The organism is Pseudomonas paracarnis, from assembly GCF_904063055.1.
Classification (GTDB): Bacteria; Pseudomonadota; Gammaproteobacteria; order Pseudomonadales; family Pseudomonadaceae; genus Aquipseudomonas; species Aquipseudomonas paracarnis.
Map to the genome: position 1 here is coordinate 105340 of NZ_CAJFCN010000011.1, position 23540 is coordinate 128879.

Annotated in this window: 23 protein-coding genes; 6 read left to right on the top strand and 17 right to left on the bottom strand. The window is 55.5% G+C overall.

Annotated elements, in window-relative coordinates:
• Positions 1-263: 263 nt before the first annotated feature.
• Entirely contained in the window at positions 264-2096 is a 1833-nt protein-coding gene (locus tag JMV15_RS21635) for an AAA family ATPase (RefSeq protein WP_038452061.1), read from the bottom strand.
• A gap of 354 nt (positions 2097-2450) precedes the next feature.
• Between JMV15_RS21635 and JMV15_RS21640 the strand changes: the two genes are divergently transcribed.
• Both JMV15_RS21640 and JMV15_RS21645 read left to right on the top strand, forming a co-directional pair.
• Positions 2451-3353 carry a hypothetical protein gene (locus tag JMV15_RS21640; protein ID WP_038448429.1) on the top strand — a complete coding sequence of 301 codons (903 nt, stop codon included), beginning with the start codon at positions 2451-2453 and terminating at the stop codon, positions 3351-3353.
• A 943-nt stretch (positions 3354-4296) separates the two neighbouring features.
• A complete protein-coding gene (locus JMV15_RS21645) occupies positions 4297-5115 on the top strand; it encodes a PDZ domain-containing protein (protein WP_038448427.1) in 819 nt (272 codons plus the stop codon).
• 344 nt (positions 5116-5459) lie between these two features.
• Here JMV15_RS21645 and JMV15_RS21650 read toward each other — a convergent pair whose 3' ends face one another.
• Both JMV15_RS21650 and JMV15_RS21655 read right to left on the bottom strand, forming a co-directional pair.
• Positions 5460-6635, bottom strand: coding sequence for a sensor histidine kinase (locus JMV15_RS21650; RefSeq protein ID WP_038448426.1), 1176 nt, complete (start codon positions 6633-6635; stop codon positions 5460-5462).
• Positions 6636-6640: 5 nt separating this feature from the next.
• Entirely contained in the window at positions 6641-7330 is a 690-nt protein-coding gene (locus tag JMV15_RS21655) for a response regulator (protein ID WP_003187519.1), read from the bottom strand.
• Positions 7331-7548: 218 nt separating this feature from the next.
• On the opposite strand from JMV15_RS21655, the gene JMV15_RS21660 reads away from it, so the two are divergent.
• Both JMV15_RS21660 and JMV15_RS21665 read left to right on the top strand, forming a co-directional pair.
• Entirely contained in the window at positions 7549-8361 is an 813-nt protein-coding gene (locus JMV15_RS21660; RefSeq protein ID WP_038448423.1) for a MipA/OmpV family protein, read from the top strand.
• Positions 8362-8472: 111 nt separating this feature from the next.
• Complete coding sequence (locus JMV15_RS21665; protein WP_019819937.1) at positions 8473-9693, top strand: alginate lyase family protein; 1221 nt, start codon at positions 8473-8475, stop codon at positions 9691-9693.
• 252 nt (positions 9694-9945) lie between these two features.
• Here the strand turns inward: JMV15_RS21665 and JMV15_RS21670 are convergent, their stop codons facing one another.
• Positions 9946-10845: a LysR family transcriptional regulator gene (locus JMV15_RS21670; RefSeq protein WP_038448421.1), complete on the bottom strand. Its 900-nt coding sequence runs from the start codon at positions 10843-10845 to the stop codon at positions 9946-9948.
• A gap of 116 nt (positions 10846-10961) precedes the next feature.
• On the opposite strand from JMV15_RS21670, the gene JMV15_RS21675 reads away from it, so the two are divergent.
• A complete protein-coding gene (locus JMV15_RS21675; RefSeq protein ID WP_038448420.1) occupies positions 10962-11993 on the top strand; it encodes an SDR family oxidoreductase in 1032 nt (343 codons plus the stop codon).
• A gap of 49 nt (positions 11994-12042) precedes the next feature.
• Here the strand turns inward: JMV15_RS21675 and JMV15_RS21680 are convergent, their stop codons facing one another.
• The 8 genes from JMV15_RS21680 to JMV15_RS21715 all read right to left on the bottom strand — a co-directional run bounded on the left by JMV15_RS21680 (position 12043) and on the right by JMV15_RS21715 (position 18709).
• Complete coding sequence (locus JMV15_RS21680; protein WP_038448418.1) at positions 12043-12639, bottom strand: hypothetical protein; 597 nt, start codon at positions 12637-12639, stop codon at positions 12043-12045.
• A complete protein-coding gene (locus tag JMV15_RS21685; protein ID WP_032901739.1) occupies positions 12636-13208 on the bottom strand; it encodes an RNA polymerase sigma factor in 573 nt (190 codons plus the stop codon). The genes JMV15_RS21680 and JMV15_RS21685 overlap by 4 nt, the downstream gene beginning before the upstream one ends.
• A 148-nt stretch (positions 13209-13356) precedes the next feature.
• Positions 13357-14997, bottom strand: a complete 1641-nt coding sequence (locus JMV15_RS21690) for a vWA domain-containing protein (protein WP_038448416.1) — start codon at positions 14995-14997, stop codon at positions 13357-13359.
• A gap of 201 nt (positions 14998-15198) precedes the next feature.
• Positions 15199-15849, bottom strand: coding sequence for a DUF799 domain-containing protein (locus JMV15_RS21695; protein ID WP_005783625.1), 651 nt, complete (start codon positions 15847-15849; stop codon positions 15199-15201).
• Positions 15846-16208, bottom strand: a complete 363-nt coding sequence (locus JMV15_RS21700; RefSeq protein WP_005783622.1) for a DUF4810 domain-containing protein — start codon at positions 16206-16208, stop codon at positions 15846-15848. The genes JMV15_RS21695 and JMV15_RS21700 overlap by 4 nt, the downstream gene beginning before the upstream one ends.
• 29 nt (positions 16209-16237) lie before the next feature.
• The gene (locus JMV15_RS21705) at positions 16238-16918 is read right to left on the bottom strand and encodes a CsgG/HfaB family protein (protein WP_005783620.1); all 681 of its coding nucleotides are present in this window, start codon (positions 16916-16918) and stop codon (positions 16238-16240) included.
• 632 nt (positions 16919-17550) lie between these two features.
• Complete coding sequence (locus JMV15_RS21710) at positions 17551-18243, bottom strand: hypothetical protein (RefSeq protein WP_038448414.1); 693 nt, start codon at positions 18241-18243, stop codon at positions 17551-17553.
• Between the two features lie 73 nt (positions 18244-18316).
• Positions 18317-18709 (bottom strand): DUF2846 domain-containing protein, encoded by a 393-nt coding sequence (locus tag JMV15_RS21715; protein WP_171905465.1) that lies wholly within the window; start codon positions 18707-18709, stop codon positions 18317-18319.
• 474 nt (positions 18710-19183) lie between these two features.
• On the opposite strand from JMV15_RS21715, the gene JMV15_RS21720 reads away from it, so the two are divergent.
• Entirely contained in the window at positions 19184-19441 is a 258-nt protein-coding gene (locus JMV15_RS21720; RefSeq protein ID WP_005783616.1) for a hypothetical protein, read from the top strand.
• Between the two features lie 264 nt (positions 19442-19705).
• On the opposite strand, the gene JMV15_RS21725 is transcribed toward JMV15_RS21720, so the two are convergent.
• From JMV15_RS21725 to JMV15_RS21745, 5 genes are all read right to left on the bottom strand, one after another.
• Positions 19706-20371, bottom strand: coding sequence for a hypothetical protein (locus JMV15_RS21725; protein ID WP_201491914.1), 666 nt, complete (start codon positions 20369-20371; stop codon positions 19706-19708).
• 143 nt (positions 20372-20514) lie between these two features.
• Entirely contained in the window at positions 20515-20922 is a 408-nt protein-coding gene (locus JMV15_RS21730; protein WP_201491915.1) for an Imm63 family immunity protein, read from the bottom strand.
• A gap of 672 nt (positions 20923-21594) precedes the next feature.
• The gene (locus JMV15_RS21735) at positions 21595-21972 is read right to left on the bottom strand and encodes a hypothetical protein (protein WP_081088332.1); all 378 of its coding nucleotides are present in this window, start codon (positions 21970-21972) and stop codon (positions 21595-21597) included.
• A gap of 211 nt (positions 21973-22183) precedes the next feature.
• Positions 22184-22627, bottom strand: coding sequence for a hypothetical protein (locus JMV15_RS21740; RefSeq protein ID WP_072435749.1), 444 nt, complete (start codon positions 22625-22627; stop codon positions 22184-22186).
• Positions 22628-22743: 116 nt separating this feature from the next.
• Entirely contained in the window at positions 22744-23439 is a 696-nt protein-coding gene (locus tag JMV15_RS21745) for a hypothetical protein (protein ID WP_019819568.1), read from the bottom strand.
• Positions 23440-23540: the final 101 nt, after the last annotated feature.

Genomic DNA, 23540 nt, shown 5'->3' on the forward strand with positions numbered 1-23540 from the left:
TGAAAATACCATATAGAAATGCAATGTGATAGTTGATTTTTTCTCAAAGCTTTTTCAGCGAGTAATCCTTAAGTAGTACGGTGTAAGCTTATCCTGTCAACAGCACACCTCCCTATTTGCTTATGTGAGGGTAAGCCGAAACCATCCGCTTATGGCCGGAGCCGCCGGCCGTCCTCGCAGCAATCGACCTAATGCGACCAGTAGCACAAAGCGTCTTCTCATCGGCAACAGATCTCTGCCGCGCGCTAGCGCTGTCGAGGAATTCACGCGACAAGTTTCAGCAGATTACCCAACAGTTCTTTAAGCTCAGCGCGATCTATATTATTTTCTCGGTACGTAGACCTGTTGAGGATCTGCTCGGCCGTCATCAAAGGCCAGAGTTTATCGATCACATCGTCCGCTTTGATGCCCACTGCTTTGCCAATGATTTTTTTGGCATCGCAGGTGTCAGTGAAAGCCACCTGTATCCCCGTTTGCATGTTGATCATGTCGGGACAAAGATAGTTTTCGATTTCCCGTTTACGTGTCGAGTAGAAAGCCCGGCCCTGTCCTTCGACTTCTTGTTTACGCTTTAAAATCGCGGCGACCTGCTCCGGGCTCCCACCTAGGTCAGAGTCCAGAAACACGCACCAAGGTAGCCCGAGATCATCGGCGAGGTTGAGGGTGACCCAGTGCTTCACACTGCCACACCCACCAATAAGGATAGGGACAATACCAGCATCCTCAAGACTGGCTTGAAGATGGCCACCCGCCTTTAGGATATTCGAAACATGGCGGAGGAAGAGGACATCTGACTTGCCCTCCACCAGCACTACGCCTTTTGCCCGCTCCATCCCTGTCTCCGGTAGTACGCCTAGGCTCTCGGCAGCCTCCTTAAGTACTTGTGGGCTGGGCATCTTGACGATGGGTATGCCGTTCTCGTCCCTAGTGACATAACGGATACCTTCAATGGGGATCAAACCCGCTAGTGCAGGGACGTGGGTAGTAACGATGATCTGCCGATTCGTCTGGATGGATAGCTCCAGCAGCGCCTTCATCAGCATCATCTGGTAGTTGGGGTGCTGTGAGGTCTCCGGCTCTTCAATGGCATATATCACATTGCGCGGGCTTCCAACTACTGCATTTTTTTCTGCCTCGGCCCGGAAGAAGTTGAGCAAAATGAGGCGGCGTACGCCGCTGCCGCGTTTATTAATGGGGATGCCGTTCTCTCCTTCCAAAGTGAAGTTGAAGGTCCACTTGGGCTTATCTTTAAAGCGCGGGGTCAGCTCGTTTGCCAGCTCAGGAGCCATTTCGCGAAGCTTGTCGAGGGTGCGTTCGGCTACGTCTAGCACGCTGCTTTCTATTTGCCGCTCCAACTCACTGATCTGGGCTTGTAGCGCAGCCTGGGCTTCTTTGACCGCTAGTTGCAGGGGATTCTTGGCCTCGGCGTCACCGTCACTGCTCTCTCGGTCAGCTTTAAAAAGAGCGAAGGTCGGCAACAGCATCTCAATCTTCTCCCAAATAGATTTGGCTTCTGTCGATAGACCTTTGCCTACATCGAGCAGCGTCTCCTGACAAGAAACATCTCCTGCGGCACTGCGAATGGCTTGCCGCCACTGTGAAGCAACCCGCTGATCAGCCACTTGATCAGTAACTCCAAATTGTTCGCCAAGCTTTTTCAGATCCGCGATTTTCAGGCTCAATAGGCTTGCGAGTGCTTTGTCTGCGGGGTGCTGACAGCGAATGGCCGTACCGTCATGTTTGCCGGTGCTAGCCTTGAAGGTTTTGACAACTTCAAAGCCGCCTTCCACGTTTAGCAGGAACTCCTGCGACAATGAAGTCTGAACATTCTCATCAAGCACCAGGTTTTCGGGAAGGTCGTCGAACTCGCAGGTAATCTCGAATTTGTCATGCCCCTCCGTCAGGCTAAAACAGTTCATATCGCTCTTATCAGGCTTGATATCGGCGCTATCGAAGAAGATGGCCAGAGCCTCAAGGACAGTGGACTTCCCATAGTCGTTTCGGCCCACGATGCCGGTCATCGCTAAATCGATTGGAATGATGGTGGTGCTGCGATAACCACGGAAGTGAGTGAGCTTGACGGTCTTGAGGCGCATCTTGATCCCCTTATCTAGCGTTAACTTCAACATTTTATGGTCAGTGAATCAGCCAATTGTAGACGTGTAATGGCGAAATGCCTCAGGCAGACGTTTCTGCCCGGAGCTGTCCGCTCCGAGTCTCAGGTATGGGTCGTAATCCACCGTTAATAAAAGATCTTTTCCGGGACAATCACAGTCGTAGGGTAACCCTGAGATTCAGTCTCAAAGGCAGAGCTGTGAAGTTGAAGAGTATTTATTCCTTTTGGCTGCAAGCCAGCACCTAATGAACGGACCACTCTTGCTGTAGCGAATCGATTAATATGCCGACTCGTATGCCTTAAATGGTCGAGGCGTCGAGTTTGAGGGTACGTAATGACGGATTTGTGGGAGCCGATTAACGGCATTTATACAGCTACGGTACCGCTTTTCCCCTGGGCTGCTAGTCTGCCCAACATTGACGCTGTTCAATGGGGAAGCGCGCTGATCAGCGCAGGGTTCGGTGCTGGTATTGGTGCATGGATGGCCGGCCGCATTGCTAGGAGCGCGAAGCTGAGAGACGAGCTATTGGCTGAGCTCCGCAGTATCGACGTCGCGATAACGCTATGCATATCGGTAATAGATATGGCCGGATCTCTCAAAAAGCAGCACGTGTTAGGACTTTTGAGCAAGTACGAATCGGACTTGGCAAGGTTCGCTGATTATAAGGCAGCTGAGAGACGTGAAGATCCATTCCCACTGAGTATCAACCATTTTAAGTTTCAAACCATAGCGCCGCCGACTGTTGAGTTACAAAGCCTAATTCTTAAGAACATGAGCATGTCGCCCAATGGGGTGAAATCAATAATTGCGCTATCGGACGCCGTCGGAAATCTCAACGGCATGATTGACACGTATAACGCACTGCTGGAGATGTTTAGAAACCGAAGCTTACCAGCAGGTTTCGCGCCCGAGCACTACTATCTTGCGCTACCCGTTGGAGGGGTTGTAAATAATGAATACGGCTCGGCTGTGCAGGGAATAGCAACCTACACCGACGATATTATCTTCTTCGCATGTAAGCTCTCCGATTGCCTGACATCACGTGGGATTCAAGCCCGTGACCGGTATGAGGAGTTATCTGGGGAAAAGCGGTTGATTCGGCGGGTAGACTCAATTGGAGAAAACGCAGCTCTGATCCCTCCCGATAGTGCCTATGAAGGATGGATGAGAGGGTGGGAAGAGGATTTTAGCGGGGTAGCTAAAAAACGCAGTTGGGGGGACCGTAAGAGAAAGTGACGGCATAAATGCCCTTCCGCTCTCAGTAGCGGACACTTTAAAAGAACCTTACCTGCCATTGAGGGGCTGCAGCTTTAGTACGGTAGCGGCCTTTCTTATCAGAGGGCACTCGTCCGATGGCAGCCACCTCAGTAATCATAATCTGCTCCTCGCAGAGCAGTTATTGATGTAACACCAACTTGCTATGTAACACGTCTATCGGCAAACGAAGCAAAGCTTTGTAACTTCGATTAAATCAATTAAAATCAAGCACTTAAATCTCAATGTAACGCGCGTAACAGCCGTAACACGGTTTATTAGCGCATCCCCGAACTCCATTACTATTGCCCCTCCAGCGAAGGGAGATCGACATGCTCTTGATTCTAGCTAGATAGTGGGGGCCCCTACGAATTTTGGTTTGGTACGGGGTAGGAAACCCGCGTGATCGTGTCAGCGGAAAGGTGCCCAGCTTAGTGAACAGGTGAACTGCTGTTCACCAGTGCATTTGCCCTATGAATCGGAAGGCCGCTGGGGACCCTGGGAATTTCGGATAGACACGGGGCATAGAACCCGCCGGATCTCGTTAGTGGCTGGGCTCCAAAGTTAGTTGACCGGTTGACTGAGTTGACCAAGCCATCCGTTCACAATCCTGAACAAAACCGAGGACCGTTACCGTTCCGGTAAGGATCCCCTTTTTTCTTCAAGATCCTTTCAATTTCAACGATTGAAATTTCAGTAACTTCCAGCACCTCCCACTAACTCAGTCCCGCGGGTTTCATGCCCCGTGTTGACAGCAACATGTCAGGGTCCCCAGCAGTTTCAATGGGTTGTGACTGGATCACAAGCTCATCTGAACCCGGTCAGGATGACCCCAATAGAAACCGAGTCATACGGCTATGTCTGGTGGAAGCATTCCGCCATACTCCCGACGACTATAACGCGTCAGCGGCAGGGAGCAGTTCGCATGAGAAGGCGGTTAATCAATACACTGGTGGCGGTAACCACAGCGCTAGCGCTCACCGGATGCGCCAATGGCTACAAAGAGTTTTACATCCCAGCCACTGGTGTATCGCCTGAGTTCGTCTCAGCTAATCGTGCTTCAGCTGCTCCCGCTTTACCTGTCATTGAAAGATCGCCCTTTGGTGACCTGGAAAAAATAATTGCAGGTTACTCAAAACGAGGGTACGTGGTTATAGGCGAGTCGAGCTTTAACAGTGGCGAAAATGTTTCTGAAGACCACGCGCTGAAACAGGGTGCTGCAGTGGGAGCGGATCTGGTCCTAGTATTCGTCCCTCAGTACACTGGGTCCGTAACCTCGAGCATGCCTCTTACTACTCCGACAACGAGTACCTCGTACACCACAAGCAGTGCGAACGCCTATGGGCCGGGTGGTCAAGCCACTGCTTTCGGTAATGCATCGACTACGACTTATGGAAGCACCACGACCTATATTCCTATTACCGTTAATAGGTCTGACTATGGCGCCATTTATTTTGTAAAGGGTAGGTTTCGCGTCGGTGCGTTCGTCCGCAATCTCAACGACTTGGAGAGACAACTACTACAGACGAACCAAGGTGTAGTCGTAACCACAATCGTCGACGACAGCCCTGCCTATAAAGCCGACATCTTGGCAGGCGACATGATTGTGGCGATGGATGGAGAAAGGGTCTCCAATCAAGAGAGCTTTACAAGAATGGCTACGGTGCGTGCCGGGCGACTCATCAACCTGTCACTGATTCGTAATGGGAAACCCATCGAAAAGAGCCTGCAGGTAGGTAAGTGATTGGCCTTGAACCGCCATTTTTTCAACTGTGGGCTCCTCCTAGGAAGCACCGCCGTGTATGCCCACGTGTATGCCTAACCAAGGATTGATAGAAAAGCCCCCATAAATAGGGCACCAAACCTATCGGTTCAAACGACGCCGGGACACCAGATTTGGAATGAAAAAGCCTCAGGTCGGGAGATCTGGGGCTTTTTTGTGCGTTTGGTGGGTGGTGAGAGAGTGTTGAGTCGCGTCGGGATAGGAGAGGTGAAAATAAATCCCCTTTTTCCCAAGCAGTTTTCCAGCTCTACGATCATTACGATTTCACCGCCTTGAGCGCCGGTCTCAAGGCAAAGAAGAAACGCCTACACAGGAACCTCCGCCCTGATCAGCGTACCGCCTTCGGCCAGATTGCGGGCAGTAATGGTACCGCCATGGGCCTGGCAGATCGCACGGGCGATGGACAAGCCTAGCCCGCTCCCCCCCGAGTAACGTGCCCTGGAGCGCTCTGCACGCCAGAAGCGGTCGAACACGCTGTCCAGATGCTGGGCTTCGATACCTGGCCCTCGGTCACCGACTTCAATCACCACCGAACCGTGAACCCGGCGCGCCGTTACATTCAACTCGCCTCCCCCGGCCGCATAACGCAGCAAGTTATCGACCAGAATGTTGATCACCTGGCCCAGGCGATCACGATCGGCATGCATACGAAGCCCATCAGCAATACTGACCTGCGTCAGCACGCAAGCCTCATCCAACTGCGGCTGGAACCACGCCAACCGCTCCGCCACCAGAGCTGCCAGAGAAAACTCGCTGCGCTCCAGCACCAGCCGGCCAGCACGAGCCATCGACAACAGGTGCAAATCATCCACCAGCTTTCTGAGTTGATCGAGCTGACGCTTGACCATGCCCAACTGCATAGCATCGCTGGGGAATACCTCATCGAGCATACCCTGCACGCGCCCCATGGCGGCGTTCAAGGGTGTGCGCAGTTCGTGGGCAATGACCGCGCTGGATTCACGCACATCGCGCTCATAGCGCTCCAGTTGCGTGGTCATGCTGTTGAAGTCGCTGACCAGCCGTTGCAGCTCGTCGGGCGCGTCGCGGTGCACTGGCAGGCGCGTCAGGAAATCACCGCCGGCGACTCGCCGGGCGCCCTGGGCAATTGCCGAGAACTGGCTGGACAAGGGCCGCGAAAACCACAGGCCGAAGCCAATGATGATAGGGATCGCGGCCAGCACCAGGCCGATCAGTATCAGCCAGTCGCGATTGGCGATAGCCGGCTGGAAATAGTCCAGCGGATAGTACTGGGCAACCACTTGACGCAAGCGTGCCTCATTGAGCTCTGGCTCGGCGCGCAACGCCAGCAGTTCCTCACGCGGCCCCGGCGGCAGATGCTGCACAAAATACCAGTCCGACAGTGTGACGTTGATCCACATGCACACCGAGATCACCACCACCGCGCCGATCGCCAGCAAGCTCATGCGCAGGCCGATCCAGCGCCACATGGGTTTGTCGTTGACCCGCGGTTGCTCAAGCATGTGCGTTACCTGAATCGATAGCCAATGGAGCGCACCGTGACCAGAACGCCGGTGATACCGTGGTTTTCCAGCTTGCGGCGCAGGTTGTGCACGTGGGTGTCGACGACGCGGGCCAGGGCTTCGCTTTCCGGTAGGCAGATTTCCAGCAACTCATCACGAGTGAAGGCCTTGGACGGCGTCTTGAGCAACGTCACCAGCAGCTTAAATTCCGTTGGGGTCAGGTCCAGCCATTGCGGTGGTGCTTCGCCCTGCTCAATGGCCGCGGTAAACGCAACAAGATCCACCCGCAGGTTTTCATGGCGCAGCAGGTGTTCGACCGGTTGGTTGCCGGTGGTGCGCCGCAACACCGCGTGCACCCGCGCCACCACTTCGCGCGGGCTGTAAGGCTTGACCACATAGTCGTCCGCGCCATAACGCAAGGCACCGAGCTTTTCCGGTTCGTCGCCCATGGCCGTGACCATGATGACCGGCGTGTCACTGCTACGGCGCACGGCGGATAACACCTCGGTGCCGCTCAAGCGCGGAAGCATCACGTCGAGCAGGATCAGGTCGGGCTGCCAGCTTTTGTACAGGTCCAGACCGCGCTGGCCGTCTTCGGCCAGGGCCACCTCATAGCCATCCCGGAGCAAGTAGGCTTCGAGAATGTTGGCGCTGTCGGCGTCGTCTTCGACGATGAGGATACGTTTTCCTGACACAAAGAAGCCTCTTGATGAAACCTTGATAATTTACGAACGGTTTATTGAAAGTGCGCTGCCAGTATTGCCCTACGCCCGCTTTCGCGAGCCGATCCTATGCCGACCACTGCATCGCTGTCCAAGCCTATCAACGGGCCTGAACAGCTCGATCAGAGGGAGGCGTTGTGTCGCGCGTCGGCGGGCGCACTGCTGTCTTCTTTTGCACATAGGGCTTGACCATGAACTTCACCACCTCCCCTACCCACAACGTTCTGTTGGGCGCCGTCACGCTGCTGTGCTGCGCGCTCGCGCCCCAGGCTCAGGCGACCGACGCCAGCCCGACAGCCGAAGAAACCACCGTTACCCTGGGCCTTGGCATGGGTGTCACGCCTCGCTACATGGGTGCTGACCGCTACCGTCCGCTCGTACTGCCGATGCTCAGCATCCAGCACGGAGCGTTGTTCGCCGACACCACTCGCGGCGTGGGCCTGCAATTTCAATCCGACAGTGGTTTTAGCGCCAGCGCAGCGATCAATTACGACCTGGGCCGCAAAGAGAAGGACAGCACCACCAGCCCGGGCGGCGACGAGCTCAGAGGTATGGGCGATATCAACGGCGCAACCGTCGCCGACTTTACCCTCAGCCAACAACTGCTTGACTGGCTGTCGGTCAACGGCGAAGCCGAACTGCGCATGGCCGGCGAGCACCGAGGCAACCGTTACCGCTTTGGCCTGGAAAGCATCTTGTTGCACACAGACCGCGACACCCTGAGCCTGGCCATCGACGCCCATGCCGGCGATAGCCGCTACAACCAGACGTTCTTCGGCGTCACCCAGGCTCAGAGCCAACGCTCGATCTACAGCAAGTACACCGCCGACGCCGGGATCTATGCCTACTCCGCTGCCTTGAACTGGCAGCACACCTTCGACGCGCACTGGTCAACGCTGGCCAGCCTGACGCTGACTCAATACGCCGACCAGGCCAGCGACAGCCCGCTGGTAAGGCGCGAAACCGCAGGCTTGGGCCTGTTTGCAATCAACTACACGTTCTGACAACAAGCCCCGGGTATGCAGCCTTCATCTGGACTATCCCTGGGGCAGATTCCGGTCCTGTGCGAATGGCTTTTCAGACCGCAAGGTTCTCCCCATCAGGGCGTACACACGATGATCCGTTTGAAGTACCTGTCCAAAAGAGCCGTGCTGCTCTATGCGCTATTGATGAGTATCGGCAGTCAAGCGTCCCCCACCCTGCCTACCGAAGCGTTCGTGCATCCTGGCCTGCTCCACACCCGGGAGGACTTCACGCGGATACGCGAGAAGCTGGCCAACTATAACCAGCCGTGGCTGGCCGGCTGGCAGAAACTGATCGCCAACCCCCATGCCTCATTAGACTGGCAGCCCAACCCGGTGCCGGTGGTGTACCGCACTTCAGGCGGCCCGAATAACGACAGTGTTCTGTTCAACGATGCAGCCGCCGCGTATGCACTGGCCCTGCGCTGGCAGATCTCCAACAACCCGGCGTATGCCGACAAGGCCGTGAGTATTTTGAACCAGTGGGCCTTGACCCTTACCGCGATCAAAGACAAGCCCGGCAGAGCTTTGGTGGCAGGCTTGTACGGCTACCAACTGGCCAACGCGGCCGAACTGCTGCGCAGCTACCCAAAGTGGCGGGCGGAAGATTTCCAGCGTTTTCAAGGCATGATGCTCACTGTGTTCTACCCCATCAATCATGACTTCCTGGTGAACCACGACGGCGCCCGGCCTGATCATCATGGGGCCAGCTGGGACCTAGCCAACATGAACTCGATGCTGGCCATCGGCGTACTGACCGACCGCCGCGATCTCTACAACGAGGCCGTCGACTACTTCAAGCACGGCACCGGTAACGGCGCCATCGCCCACGCGGTGTGGAAGCTCTACGGCGATGGCCTTGGTCAAGTCCAGGAAAGCGGACGTGATCAGTCACACGCCATGCTCGACATAGCCCTGCTCGGCAGTTTCTGCCAAATGGCCTGGAGCCAGGGCAACGACCTGTTCGGCTACCAGAACAACCGCGTGCTGCAGGGCGCCGAGTATGTGGCCAAGTACAACCTTGGCCAGGAGGTGCCGTTTACCCCCATCCCCAACAGCAGCTTCAAACAGACCGTCATCTCGGCCGATCATCGCGGCGAAACCCGTCCGATATGGGAACTGCTCTACAACCACTACGCCGTGCGAAAGGGCCTCCGCGCACCGAATGTGCAGGCCATGGCCAATAACGTCCAAGTGGAAGGTGGTGGCGGGGATTATGGTGCTGACAGGGTTGGCTACGTCCAGCTGGGGTATGGGACGTTGCTGTATTCGTTGGGGGAATACGGTTTGTCGGAGATGCAGTTAATGCCTTAGAGGTATATCACCGAAGCTGCGCTGCGCATTACAAATGCGTCCTTTCTACCTGTCAAATTCGAGGAATGGCAAGAACGCATTGGTGTGTTGGAAATGTCAAAGGACGCCAGCACCATCGCCGCAGAAGTGTGGAGCCAGATATGAATGAAACACCCGAGGCCTTAAGACCCAGGGCTTTTTTGTGAGCCACTTGCACGCGCAACTCGATGTTGCTACGAGTGGCTAAGCGCCTACATCCCGATGGGTTGAATATTACGAAGGCCTTGATGAATTCCCGGAATGCTGCTTTTCCAGGCTTGAAATTTCACCGCGCAACACCCCCTCCAACACCCCAAAAAACCTCTGAATATGCCCCTGCTTCAACGCCTGCGGCCGCGTCACCAAATAAACCTCCATCGCCGGCAGTTCTATCTCCTGAAAAACCTCACTCAACCCCGTAGCCAAAATACGCGGTAACACCGCCACCCCCATCCCTCGCCTCACCGATTCAAGCTGCACCGCAAACGAACTCACCCTGATCGGCGCATGGTCCAGCCCCGCAGCTTTCGCGGCGCGCATTTGCGGTAGCAGGTCCAGCGGTGGCAGCAAGGCGATGCTGGCGGCAGTGGCTGGTGTTAGCGCAGGAAACCGTTGCAGGTAGTCGGCGGTGGCGAACACGCCGTACGCGAGTTTGCCGAGCCCTCGGTAGATCAGAGAAGGTTCGCCCAGGTGTGCAGTGCGTATGGCAATGTCGGCCACACCTCGTACGATTTTGTGGAAGTCGGTGGTGACCTGTAGTTCTACGGAGCAGCCTGGGTGCTGCGCGGTGAAGCGGCTGGCGGCTTCGAGCACGCTGGCAGAAAAGCCTTCGCCGGCGCTCACCAGCACGGTGCCGCTGAGGGCTGCTGGCGTGCCGTCGACGGCGGCCTGGCGTCGCAGGCCGGATTCGGCTGCCAGGGCGACGTCCACCAGCGCTTGGCCTCGGGAGGTGAGCCGGCAGCCTTCCACGCCGCGTTCCACCAGTGGTTCGCCCAGGGCGGTTTCCAGTTGGGTGAGGCGGCGGGAGACGGTAGAGGCCGCGATGTCGAGTAACTGGCCTGCCTGTAAAAAGCTGCCGCGCCGTGAGACTGCCAGCAGCAGTCGAAGATCGTCCCAATTTGCATGCAATGCCATATCTCCGCGCTTCCCTGGTGTGCAGATGTGCAAAGCCATTATGCCGCAGGCGCTGTTTTTACGGCGCGGGCTCGCGGGTATATCTACTGGCCTTCTCAACAAATGGAATGGCCTGTATGAACACGAACCCCAATCGCTTGCACAGCACCTTTGTGACCGGTGCCACCGGCTTGCTGGGCAATAACCTGGTACGGGAGCTGGTCGCACGGGGTTATGCGGTGAAGGCGCTGGTGCGCTCGGCGGCCAAGGGCGCGCAGCAGTTCGGCGATGTGCCGGGCGTGGAGCAGGTGGTGGGGGACATGGCGGATGTGGATGCCTTTGCGGCGGCGTTGCAAGGCTGCGATACGGTGTTTCACTGCGCAGCGTTTTTTCGCGATAACTACAAGGGCGGCAGCCATTGGGAGGAACTGGATAAGATCAATGTCGTCGGTACGCGAGCCCTGCTGCAACAGGCATATGACGCCGGTGTGCGACGGTTTGTGCATACCTCGTCGATTGCCGTGCTCGACGGTGCCCCCGGTACGCCGATCGACGAGACGTGCCTGCGGGACGAAGCCGATGCGGATGACTACTACCGCAGCAAGATCCTGGCTGAGCGTGAGGTGTTGAGGTTTCTTGAAAGCCACCCGCAGATGCACGCCTGCATGGTCTTGCCCGGTTGGATGTGGGGGCCGGGCGACCGTGGGCCGACGTCTTCGGGGCAGTTGGTGAGGGACGTGATCAACGGCAAGTTGCCGGGGCTGATTCCTGGCACCTTTTCTCTGGTCGATGCCCGCGATGTGGCCTGGGCGCACATTGCTGCCGCCCAGAGCGGGCGTCGGGGCGAGCGTTATCTCGCGGCCGGTCGCAACTTTACCATGCGCCAGCTGATGCCTGTGCTGGGGCGTATTGCCGAGGTCAAGGTGCCCTCCCGCCAGCTGCCGCTGCCCGCGCTGTACCTGTTGGCAGCGGTGCAAGAGGCCTACGCGTACCTGACCGGCAAGCCCATCTTGCTGAGCATGGCGACGTTGCGGCTGTTGATACGCGAGGAGCACCGTACCCGCTTTGACCACCGTAAAAGTGAAGAGGAACTGGGGCTGAGCTTTCGCGGGTTGGAGCAGACCCTAGCGGACACGGTGGGCTGGTACCGAGCCTACGGCGGGTTGTAATAAAAAGCCCCAGGTCGACAGGCCTGGGGCTTTTTTCGTGGCGGCAGATTTAACGCGTTTGCAGTGCTTCTAACCGTGCCGGCAAATCCTCCTGCGGGAAGCGTTGGTACAGCGCCAGCAGTTTCTCGTCCGCCGCCTTGGTTTCCCCCGCTCGACGCAGGTTCACAATCTCCTGCAGGCCTTCTTCCAGCGTGGGCAACGCTGTCAGCGCCCGCTTGCTGAGTTTCGCCGCGGGCTGATCTGCAACTGCACTTTCGGCCTGAACCGGCGCGCTTTCAACCCTGGGCGCTACGGCCATGCGGGCCATGGGCGCGGGTGCGGAAAACGCTTGCGGCGCCGGGTGAGCCGCTTCTTCGTGGCGCGGCGCGGAGAATGTCGCGGTGGAGATTTCAGGTTGCGGCACGGGGGAGCGCATGACCACGCCGATCATCAGTGCCAACCCGGCGACGGTAGCGAATGCCATTTGCCAGCGCGGGCGTTGGCAGGCTTGCAGCCAGCGTTGCCACAGGCTGGGTTGCGGCTGCGGGGCTTCGCGGCGGGCGGCGTTGAGGATGAAGGCGTCGAGGGACGCGGGCGGTTCGCCCGTGCTGTGTTGACGGTAGTGCTGGAGCAGCGCGTCGTCTGGGGTGTGTCGGGAGTCAGTCATACGGGTACCTCCTCGGCCAGCAGGCGCCGCAATTTTTGCAGGGCGTAGCGCAAGCGGCTTTTTACGGTTTCCAGCGGGGCGCCGGTGAGGGTGGCGATTTGCGGTACTTCGAGGTCGCCGTGCAGGCGCAGCAGAAACACTTCGCGCTGGTCTTCGGGCAACGCTTGCAGGGCCGCGTCGAGGCGCGCCTGGTCGCGGCTGAGGGTCAGTTGCTGCTCGGGGCCGTCGCTGTCGTCGGCCTGGGCGTGCAGCTGTTCATCGTAGCTGTCATGCAGGGGGTTGTGGATGCCGTGCTTGCGCCAATGGTCGATCAGGCGGTTGCGGGCGATCTGGAACAACCAGGTGCGAAAACTCGCCCGGCCTTGTGGCTGGGTGGTGCTGCGGATGAGGCTGAGCCAGGTGTCCTGGTAGATTTCTTCGGCCAGTTCGGCTTTGTTGCACAGGGACACGAGGAAGCGGTACAGGCCCTGGCGATGGCGGCTGTACAAAGCTTCGAAGGCGGCAGCGTCACCGGTTCGGTAGCGGGCCAGCAGCGATTCGTCGCTGGGTGAGTCGTCTGGAACGGCCATGTAGTGGGCGAACTCCTTTTGGTCAGCCGAAGCAGGGTTAGTGTGGGAGCTGGCTTGTCGAATCGTCGCAACGCTGCGATGGCATCCACTCGGTGTGCCTGGTGAACCGAGTTGTCTGCATCGCAGGCAAGCCAGCTCCCACATTGGTTCATTGTTGTGTTCGGGATTCTGGTTTGAGGCTTTGGGCCAACTCCACCAGTTGCACGAATTCGTTGCGCAGCCCGAACGGGTCATCGCCGCGGGCCGAGCGCGCCAGTTTGGCGGTGTCTTGCAAGCTCATGGTGCCAGTGTAGCGGCCATCGCCCTTGAGCTGTTGGGCGAAGGCGGCCACGGCAGACGAGAAACGCAGGTCGTCGCTGGCTGGGGTGGCCTGGTTGGCGATAGGGCGTTCGATCAACTGGCTGCTACCGCCCGCAGCGGGCTTGTAGCGCACCCGCAGCATCGCCAGCTCATCGGATTGGCCTTCGGTCGCAGGTGCGGCGGCGTAACGCAGAGGCTCCAACCAGCCCTTCTCGCCCTTGGGCACGATTTCATACAGCGCGGTCACCGTGTGCCCTGCGCCAATCTCGCCGGCATCGACCTTGTCGTTGTTGAAATCCTCACGTTTCAGGGCGCGGTTTTCATAACCCAGCAGGCGGTATTCGCTGACCTGGGCCGGGTTGAATTCCACCTGCAGTTTCACATCCCGCGCCACCACGGCCAGGGTAGAACTGAGTTGCTCCACCAGCACTTTGCGCGCTTCGCGCAGGTTGTCGATGTAGGCGTAGTTGCCGTCGCCCGCGTCGGCCAGTTGTTCCATCAGGTGTTCGTTGTAGTTATCCACACCAAAGCCGAGGGTGGTCAGGGATACGCCGCTTTTACGCTGAGCCACGGCCATTTGCTTGAGGCTGTCGAAATCGCTGATGCCCACATTGAAGTCGCCGTCGGTAGCCAGCAGGATGCGGTTGATGCCGTTGGCAATAAAGCCTTCGCGGGCCATCTGGTAGGCCAGTTCGATGCCGGACGCGCCCGCCGTGGAACCGCCGGCGGTGAGTTGGTCGATGGCGTTGCGGATCTTGGCTTTTTCACTGCCCGAGGTGGGCTTGAGCACCACGCGGGATTCACCGGCGTAGACCACCAGTGACACGCGGTCCTGATCACGCAGTTGATCCACCAGTAATTTCAGCGTGCTTTTGACCAGCGGCAAGCCTTCGCGACGGTCCATGGAGCCGGACACGTCCACCAGGAACACCAGGTTGGCGGGCGCCAGTTCGGCCACGGGTTTATCGGAGGCCTTGATGCCGATGCGCAGCAGTTTTGTGCGCGGGTTCCATGGCGTGGTGGCGACTTCGGTGGTGACGCCAAAGGGCGAACCATCGGTGGGCAGCGCGTAATTGTAGGGAAAGTAGTTGACCATTTCCTCCAATCGCACCGCGCCTTCGGGCGGTAGACGGCCTTGGTTGAGGAAGCGCCGTACGTTGGCGTAGCTGCCCGTGTCGACATCCACACTGAAGGTGGAGACCGGGGTTTCGGTGACGCGGTGCACGGGGTTGTCAGGCAGGTTGGCGTATTGCTCGCGGGGTTCGCTGCGGTCATTCATCATCGCCATTTCACGCACCATCATCGGTGCCGGCATGGCCATGCGTTTGGCCATCGCGCCCTCAACCGGCGGGCTGTACAGCTCGGCGACGGGTTGTGCGGGTTTGGCCACCTCGGGAGAGGAAGACAGCCCACACCCGGCCAGCGCTACCAGCAGGGTGACGGTGAAGCCTTGGGCAGCGGGACGCAGGTAAAGCAGAGGGCGGGACATGGGGCTGAACCTCGTGAATGAATGAGCCGTTCACAAGGTCAGACGCGACATAGGTTGGGTTCGGGTTAAACCCTTGAAATTCACCCCGATCAATGTGGGAGCTAGCTTGCCTGCGATAGCGGTGTGTCAGGCAGCCTTTCCAGCACTGGCCCACCGCTATCGCAGGCAAGCCAGCTCCCACAGTTGAATGGCGGTGTTCTCTTAGTCCGTGCCGTACTTGGGGTTACGCGGGCCGTACAAGATGCCGGTGCGTTGCCCTGCCGACAGCAACCGCGCGCTGGTGATACCGGCAATCGGGTGCGCCGCATCGGTAGAGCTGTTGATCACCTGCTTGACCGCCGCCGTGATCAACATGCCCACCAGGCCGCCACCGTTGTTATTGCCCTCCTCGCTCGACGCCCGCGCCGAACCGGTCCACAGGGTGGTGCCGGTGCGCAGGTCTACCAGTTTGGCCGAGGCCGTCACCGAGGTGTCGCTGGAGATCAGCATGTACTGGGTGCCGTACTCGCTGATGGTGATGTACAGCGCCGCGTCCGCACCAAAGATGTCATGCAGCTTGGCCGGTTGTACGGCCTGGATATCGTTGGCGGTGGTGAGGCCGTTCTGACGGAAGGTTTCGTCCACCAGGGCAATCGGCAACACATAGTAGCCGGCTTCGGCCAGCGGGTAGGTGACTTGCGACACCAGGCTGTAGGACGCCTGCACTTCCGGCGATTCGTTGATCGGCGGCAGTACCAGGATCGACTTGGGCCGCGCCTGTTTGTACGCCGAATAATCAACCGTCTTGGGCGCGGCGCAACCGCCGAGCAACGCCAGGGCCAGCAAGGCGCCGGTGAGTTTTAACAGGCTCATTTGGTGGCGACTCCGGCTTTGGCGTTTTTCAACAGAAAGTCCATGTACGCAGCAGACTCAGGGAACAACGCCTTCTCGGTGCGAAACTCCTGCACCATCTGGTCATCCTTGCCCATGTTCATGTACAGCATGCCCAGGTGCGCGTGGTAACCCGGCGGTGCCTTGCGGCCACTGGCGTTGATCTTCTGCAGATCGCGCTCCAGTGCTTCCACCTGCGCTTCCTTGGGCTCGCCCTTGAAGTACTCGTAAACCTGCGGCTGGTAGCTTTCCCATTGATACAGGGGCTGGGGCGCCGTTTGGCACCCGGCTACCGTCGCGATTGCTGCCAGCGTCAGCGCTAACTTCACTGCCTTGCTCATCCGTGTACTGCTCCTTGTGGTGTGGCTGATCAGTTACGCGGGTTCCAGGCGCCGGCGTTGATGCCGTCGACCAAACGGTTGATCGCTTCGCGCATGGCCAGGTCCAGCACCTTGCCATTGAGGGTGGAGTCATAGCTGGCGGTGCCGCCGAAGCCGATCACTTCACGGTTGGACAGCGCGTACTCACCAGCGCCCTGGGTGGAATACACCACTTCGGAGGTGTTGATGTTGACGATATTCAACGCGACTTTGGCGTAGGCCACTTGGGTCTTGCCACGGCCGAGAATGCCGAACAACTGGCGGTCGCCGGTTTCTTTGCGGCCGAACTCGGTTACATCGCCAGTCACTACGTAGTCAGCGCCCTTGAGCTTCTGCACGGTGCCTTTGATTTTGGCTTCCTGGGAGATTTCGCCCATGTTGTCGCGGTCCAGCACGCTGAAGCGGTTGGTCTGCTGCAAGTGGGTGATGAGGATGGTCTTGGCCTGGCCGCCGAGACGGTCAACGCCATCGGAGAAGATGCCGCGCATGTAGCTGGAGCGGTTATCGAACTTGCCCACGGCAATCGGCACACGCACGCCGGAATAGGCCACGTGGGCGCTGGCGACTTGCTCCACCGGCATCGCGCGGTTGCTCTCGGTGGCGCAACCGGCCACGGTCAACAGCGCCGCGGCGGTGAGGCCCGACAGCAGGATTTTGGACAGTGTCTTCACAGGGTGCTCCTTGGGTGAGGAAATCAGCGTTGCTGGGTTTTCCAAGGAGAAAGGCAGCCTGAAAACGCGCTGGCCTGGATTCTTCCCTGAACGACGGTGATGCAACGGCTGCGGCATTTTACGGGGTTGAGAGCGGTTCTCAAGTTGTTTCGGCCAGAGATGGGTGGCTTACCCTACTGCCGACCGCAACACTCAAAGCAACAAAGATCAAATGTGGGAGCTGGCTTGCCTGCGAAAGCGGTAGTGCAGCAACAGATGAAGCGACTGACACACCGCCTTCGCGGGCAAGCCCAATGCCGATCAATTAAACGAACGCAATGCCCAAAGCAACGAAGATCCAATGTGGGAGCTGGCTTGCCTGCGAAAGCGATAGTGCAGCAACAGATGCAGCGACTGACACACCGCCTTCGCGGGCAAGCCCAATGCCGATCAATTAAACGAACGCAATGCCCAAAGCAACGAAGATCCAATGTGGGAGCTGGCTTGCCTGCGAAAGCGGTAGTGCAGCAACAGATGCAGCGACTGACACACCGCCTTCGCGGGCAAGCCCGCTCCCACAGGGGAACTGCGCTTAACCCTGACTGGTATTAGTCCAAGCCCGCCCACCAACAGCAGCCAGCCTTCGCACAGCCCTACTTGAGCTCCTTCACCAGGTACTGCGCAGAAATCTGCGTAATCCCGGTCAACGCCCGGCGCAAAGCTTCCGGGTCCGTGCGGTAGGTTAACGGTGTATAGCCATAAACGTTCTGACCATTAAACGGCGTGACCGCTTCAAAGGTGCGCCAGATCATCTCATCGCCCCGATCCATCTGCGCTAACACGTTAAGGGTCGGATAAATCACACTGCTGAAACCCTGGGTCAGGCGAAAGCCCCACTCGGACACGGTCAGTTGAATCTGCGCATCGGCGGGCTCATCATCGCCGACCACCTTGAGCGTCGAAATCTTACCCAACTCATCGATAAAGCCCTGCTTGAGCAACACGCCTACATCGAGTTTTTCCGCCTCCATCACCGTCAGAATAGCCACCGGCGTCGGCATCTCGGCCAACTGCCCAAGCTTCATGCCGCCGGCAAACCCGGCGCCGCTCAACGCCGCAGTACCCAGCTTGGACGCCCCGCTGGCCATGCCAACACCGGCGCCAACCCCGGCACCCAGGGCCGCGCCCCAGGCCTGTTCGCGGCCGAAGTACACCATGTTCTTTTCCCACTTCACGGGCAGGACTTTGACGGTCTTGATCTGCGCGCGGTTTTCGGGAGTGAGGGGGTGGCTGACGCAGCCGCCGAGGATGAGGGTGGTGAGGAGAATGAAAAGGAGGTTTTTCACATCAGTCCTTTAATGTTTGCAGTGAATACGAGAAGTCGGCAGAGCCTGGACCCTGCCGACACACTGGCTCAACTCATTTGCTTTCTTTGGCAATGGTGCCCAAGGACGCATCCTTGACCAGGTAACGGCCTTCGACTTCGCTCAGCGCTTTGAGGCTGTTACGCGCCACGGCGAAGCCCATTTCGACTTCCTGCTTGAGGTAAACCACCTCACCCGCTTTGACATCAATCGGCATGTCCGCCCAGTTTTCAGCCTTGGAGCTGATCACGTGTTTGCCCGGCGTCACGAAAAAATAGATGTACTGGTTACCACGGTTGTAACCCATCTCCGAGTCGGCTTCCTTGTCATCCAGGAACACATTGAACCGCACCATCATCCCGACATTGCTAGGGCGCACGACGTACACCAAACCTTTATCGGCCACGGCAGCCTTGGGCAGCGAATAGTTCGCCACGTCAGCCTGCATCTTCTCCACCGACGGCGTCGAGGAACAGCCAAACAGCGTGGCAAGGGACAGAACGACAGCGGCTTTGCAGAACAACTTGATCATGTATTTCTTCCTTGTGGGTAACGGTGGAGCGGTTTTGAGAGTGCCGATGATGGCGGGATCTCATTTTTATGGCATGGCCCGAAGCATTGTGCCATTGCTGTGATGCCTTGCGCGGTTTTGGGTGAGGGGCTTATAGTCCGGCCGTCGCCCATACGGCGATCAGGTTTGGCGACCTGACAACAGAGTGCAAAAGCAATCCGCTTCATGCAGGTGTTTTTGCACCCGCAAAGCTGTGCTCGTTATGGCGGCTGTGCGCGGGAGACCTTCGGGTCTGCCGGTTTACTCTGTTGCCGGTTCGCCAACCTGCGTACAGCTGCCACCCATTCGTTTGGCGACGATTGAGTGGTGGCTTCAACCACCAAAAACAGAGTGTTAAGTATGAATAGATACATGCCCCTAACCGGCCACGACTGCACCGTCCCAGCCCTGATCATCGACACCCAGGCACCTCTCGACGTCCTTCACGACGCCGCCGTGCACCGCATTCGGGCCGTCACCCAACTGCTGGAAAACCTGGCCTTCCGCGAACAACTCAGCAGCGATGCCGTAGTGCTTTCAGACTTCGCCCACTTGCTGGCCATTCCGCTGCGCGATGGGTGTGATTTGCTGGATGTCATCAGTCGCAGGCTTAATGCCGATCCGTCCTGAGTGAAAACCGGGCGGCCTTTGTGTCGCCCGCTTTGTGCTCAATTCCCTTGGCCCCTGTCTTTATCGTTAGACTCACGCTCTTTACGATTTTTCAACCAGGACTGTATCCAAACTCCTACCCCAGTAGGTATTGCGTAAATGAAAAAGGTGAAAAAGGGGACAGATTTATTTAGTGCGCCTTTAAACTCTAATTTAAATAAATCTGCCCCCTTTTCGTTTGCAATCAAAACTGCAATACACCAACCAATTTGACTAGACAAAAAATCAAACCACTAAGCTCTTTATTCGATCACCCGCACTGAGTAGTTTGTCGGCAGAAAGCGGAGTATAACTAATTACAATCAAAACCCCCTCTTCAAACTCACACACTTCTTCTACATAACCATTCAACAAATCAACAAGTTCACGAGGCCCTTTTTCAAAGGCGCGAAAACACAACTCCTTATCGAAATAATTCGCTGCATTTATACGAAAAACGCCATCCCTACCGTTAACGTCTTTTTTTGTAGCATCACAAGCTTCCAACACTAAAGGCCAATCGCTCCTCGTAACACTCCAATCATGTAAAGCTGAGCGATAGGAGCCAAACGCCTTTATATAAACAGGAAAAACAACCTTCAACAAATACGAATAGTCGACTTTGGAGTCTGTAAATTCAATAAATAGCGTATCATCAAACTGCGCATCATCTTGGAGATACTTCTGATCTCGCAGAGCATATGAAATTCGACCTTTAACGCCGACTGGAAGTAGCTTATCCAATGACACCGAGGTCACCAACTCGCTTCCAATAGGGGGAACTTCAAAGGCATCGTTCAAACTCCACGGAACGCCCAAATCGCCTATAGCTCTCAAAAAATCTTTATGCCTCTCTTCGATAGACTCTGAAACACTAGGTCTATGCCGAAACTCAAGCTTATATTTAGTCATTACCGTGCCACCCTTACAGAAATATTTCGAACAAAAGGGGACAGATTTATTTAATATGCTTTTCAACTCTAATTTAAATAAATCTGTCTCCTTTTCTCACCTTTTCTCAAACCCTTAACCTTTCCTGATCATTCCCATCGACTTCAACTATCTGAAAATGGAGCGGCGAGCAGTACCGCCTCGATTTCATCAGACGCTTTTTTTCCCCATTCCTTATTAATCCTACTAAGTTCCGAGAGGTACTTTTCAAAAATCATTATTCTGGAGTCTTTTCCGGCAGCACGATGGGAGAGCTCGTAATCTACCGCCATATTGAAAGCTACACGACTGATTATCCAAAAGAGAAGTTCATCCAGCGAATGCGTGTGCTTTCTGAAAATCTCATAACCTCTTTCTGAGGAGACATATTCAAAACCCTCACTTTTAAACTCCACGTGAGGAGTACCATCTTCGGGGGAGCTCTCTCTAACCAACAGCATAGACTTAGGCGCTCCCAACTTAGCGCCTATCAAACTCACGGTTTTCTGCAGATCACCGAAATTGGAAACCATACTAATTCGTTCGTCTCAACAAAAGGGGACTGATTTATTTAATGCACCTTTAAACTCTAATTTAAATAAATCCGCCCCCCTTTTCTCTCTTTTCTTTACCCTTAAAACAGCAGTTAAAAGACATAACATCCTTTTACGTTAGAAGTTTCGTATCTCCATGACTTTATTAGCCGATCCGCAGCGACAAAAACCGAATATCGGCAATCTCTAATCCAAGTTATGTAATACCGCCTGCCTCCGTTTTCATCAACAACCTTATCAAAGGTCTTATTTTTATTTACAGGCGACCAATATGAGTCGCCACATCCTCGAGTGCAGTCTTTGTAAAGGTGGGAATCGAAATGAGTACCTACCCATAGATTCATTCCATTTTCCCAATTGGAATGGGAAGGTGCGCAGCCAGCCAAGGCCGACAATAATACTACTAAAAGCCATTTATTAATTTTCACGCTTTTTCTCCGACTCAATTGCTGGGCGCTACTTATCGTACAGTGCTCCATAATTTACAAGCAGAGCAGGCGGCACGAACAAAAGGGGACAGATTTATTTAATAGGTATTTTTCAACTCTAACTTAAATAAATTCTTCCCCTTTTTTTTCAGTCTCCTTTTTTCATTTCCACATTATTGCTAACACACCCTCATCTCTAACTCAAAAAAATCTATCCTACCTTTTAAAATACAACACTTGGAAATACTTTACGAAACATATGCTGTATCGCTGGCAACCGGGCTAGTTCGTCCAACATTTCGGCAGCCGAAAGCGGCATATCGTAGGGTACCGTGCCACGGAGCAGTGCTATTCCATATAAGGCATATTCCTCGTTTTTAGAGTGACTCCAATTTGGAACATAGCCAATTACTTTGTAGATCTTGAAAATAGGCTCATCAAACTCAATCAAATCATATAAAAAATCTGGAGCTCCCTCCGCCCCTAAAAATCCTGCGCACCACGATTGTAACTCTGATCTATCAATAGCCTCGCAGAACAGACAGGTAATTACAAACCCTAAAAGCTCATCACTGTAACGCTCAGTTTTTTCTATAATCACTTTCCGCCCCCCCATAGCTTCACCACCTATGTGTCCAATTTTGCTGTGAACAAAAGGGGACTGAACGAAAGGGGACAGATTTATTTAATATACCTTTCAACTCTAACTTAAATAAATCTGTCCCCTTTTCCTTGAGTGAAAATCGGGCGGCCTTTGTGTCGCCCGCTTTGTGCGTGAGCAATCCAACCAAAAAACCGGTCCACTTTTTTCGTCATTTCACGCAGCAAACTTGATCATCAGAAAGATAATAAAGTCCCTCCAGTTTTCCGCAAATGGAAGGAAGACCAAAAATCGGTTCTGAGGTATAAGAAATAGGCAACTCGGATCTAATCAAATCGGCGAACTCCGAACTTTCCCACGCGGGAGTTACTATACCGTTCCAAAAACTTACGGCCTCTCCCGTTCCAGACAATACAACAGGCCTCAAGTATTCAACTGCAAGATTGGAGTCCCAATACAAATAACCGCAATACACAGAGCCATTTTCACCAAAAAAATCAGCTCGAACGATAATCTGAAAGTCTGAGCACGTTTCCTGTTCGGCGAGGGGGCGTATAGTTAATTCGTCCTCCACGGTGTCGTCCATCGGAAAGAACCAAACGCTATAACTACCAAGATCATCAATCGTCAGCTCACATACTTGTTTATCCGTCATAACTCGCCGCGCCCTATGCAATTAAGCACAACAAAATAGGACAGGTTTATCTGATACACTTTCCCAGCTAAAATTTAAATAAATCTGTGCCATTTTCTCTCTATCCCTTATAGCGCCTATTGGTTTAAGTCAGCCATTAGTTTAGCTATCACTAACTCGAAAGCATTCTGCAAAGCGCTACGGAGAGCTTCAGGGTTTGTTGCGTACTCCTGAGGTGTATACGCCTGGACATTTCCCTCACTGAACGCTGTTACAGTTTCGAAATTCCTCCAAACTACTGCGTCGCCGAGCTTCATGGTCGCTACAATGCCCACTGTGGGATAAAGCTCTGCACTGTAGTTTTTCAAGGCAAAGCCCCATTCGGACACGACAAATTCTATATGCGCATCGGCCCGGCCGCCCTCCGGTTCAACTTTGAATAAATGCTCAGCACTGATCCGTGCCTCCAACAGTTGTTTGAACAACTGCCTTGGATCTATTTCGTTACGCTGCAAGTTCAACAAAATTGCCTGCCGTGGACTTGAAGCTCCACCATCAGCCACTTTCGCGCCCGCTGCCACACCCACGCCAGCCATAGCACTGGTAGCGACTTTGGACGAATCCGATGCCATTCCCACAGCCACCCCGGCACCGGCACCTAAGCCGGCCCCCCAGGCTTGATCCATGCTGGTGTACTTGAACTGCTGCTCCGAAAACGAGGCAGGCAAAATAGTGACAGTCGTGATTTTATGGCGGTTTTCAATGCTCAGGTCTTGTGTTACGCAGCCAACCAGCAGAAATAAAGTGCAAAAAACTACGAAAATTTTTTTCATACATAACACTCTTGAAAGTTAGGCGAACTTGAAAACTAAACCCAAAAGGCTTACCCCCCTAAATAAACGCAACTTCGCCCATCAAATCTTGACGCCCACCT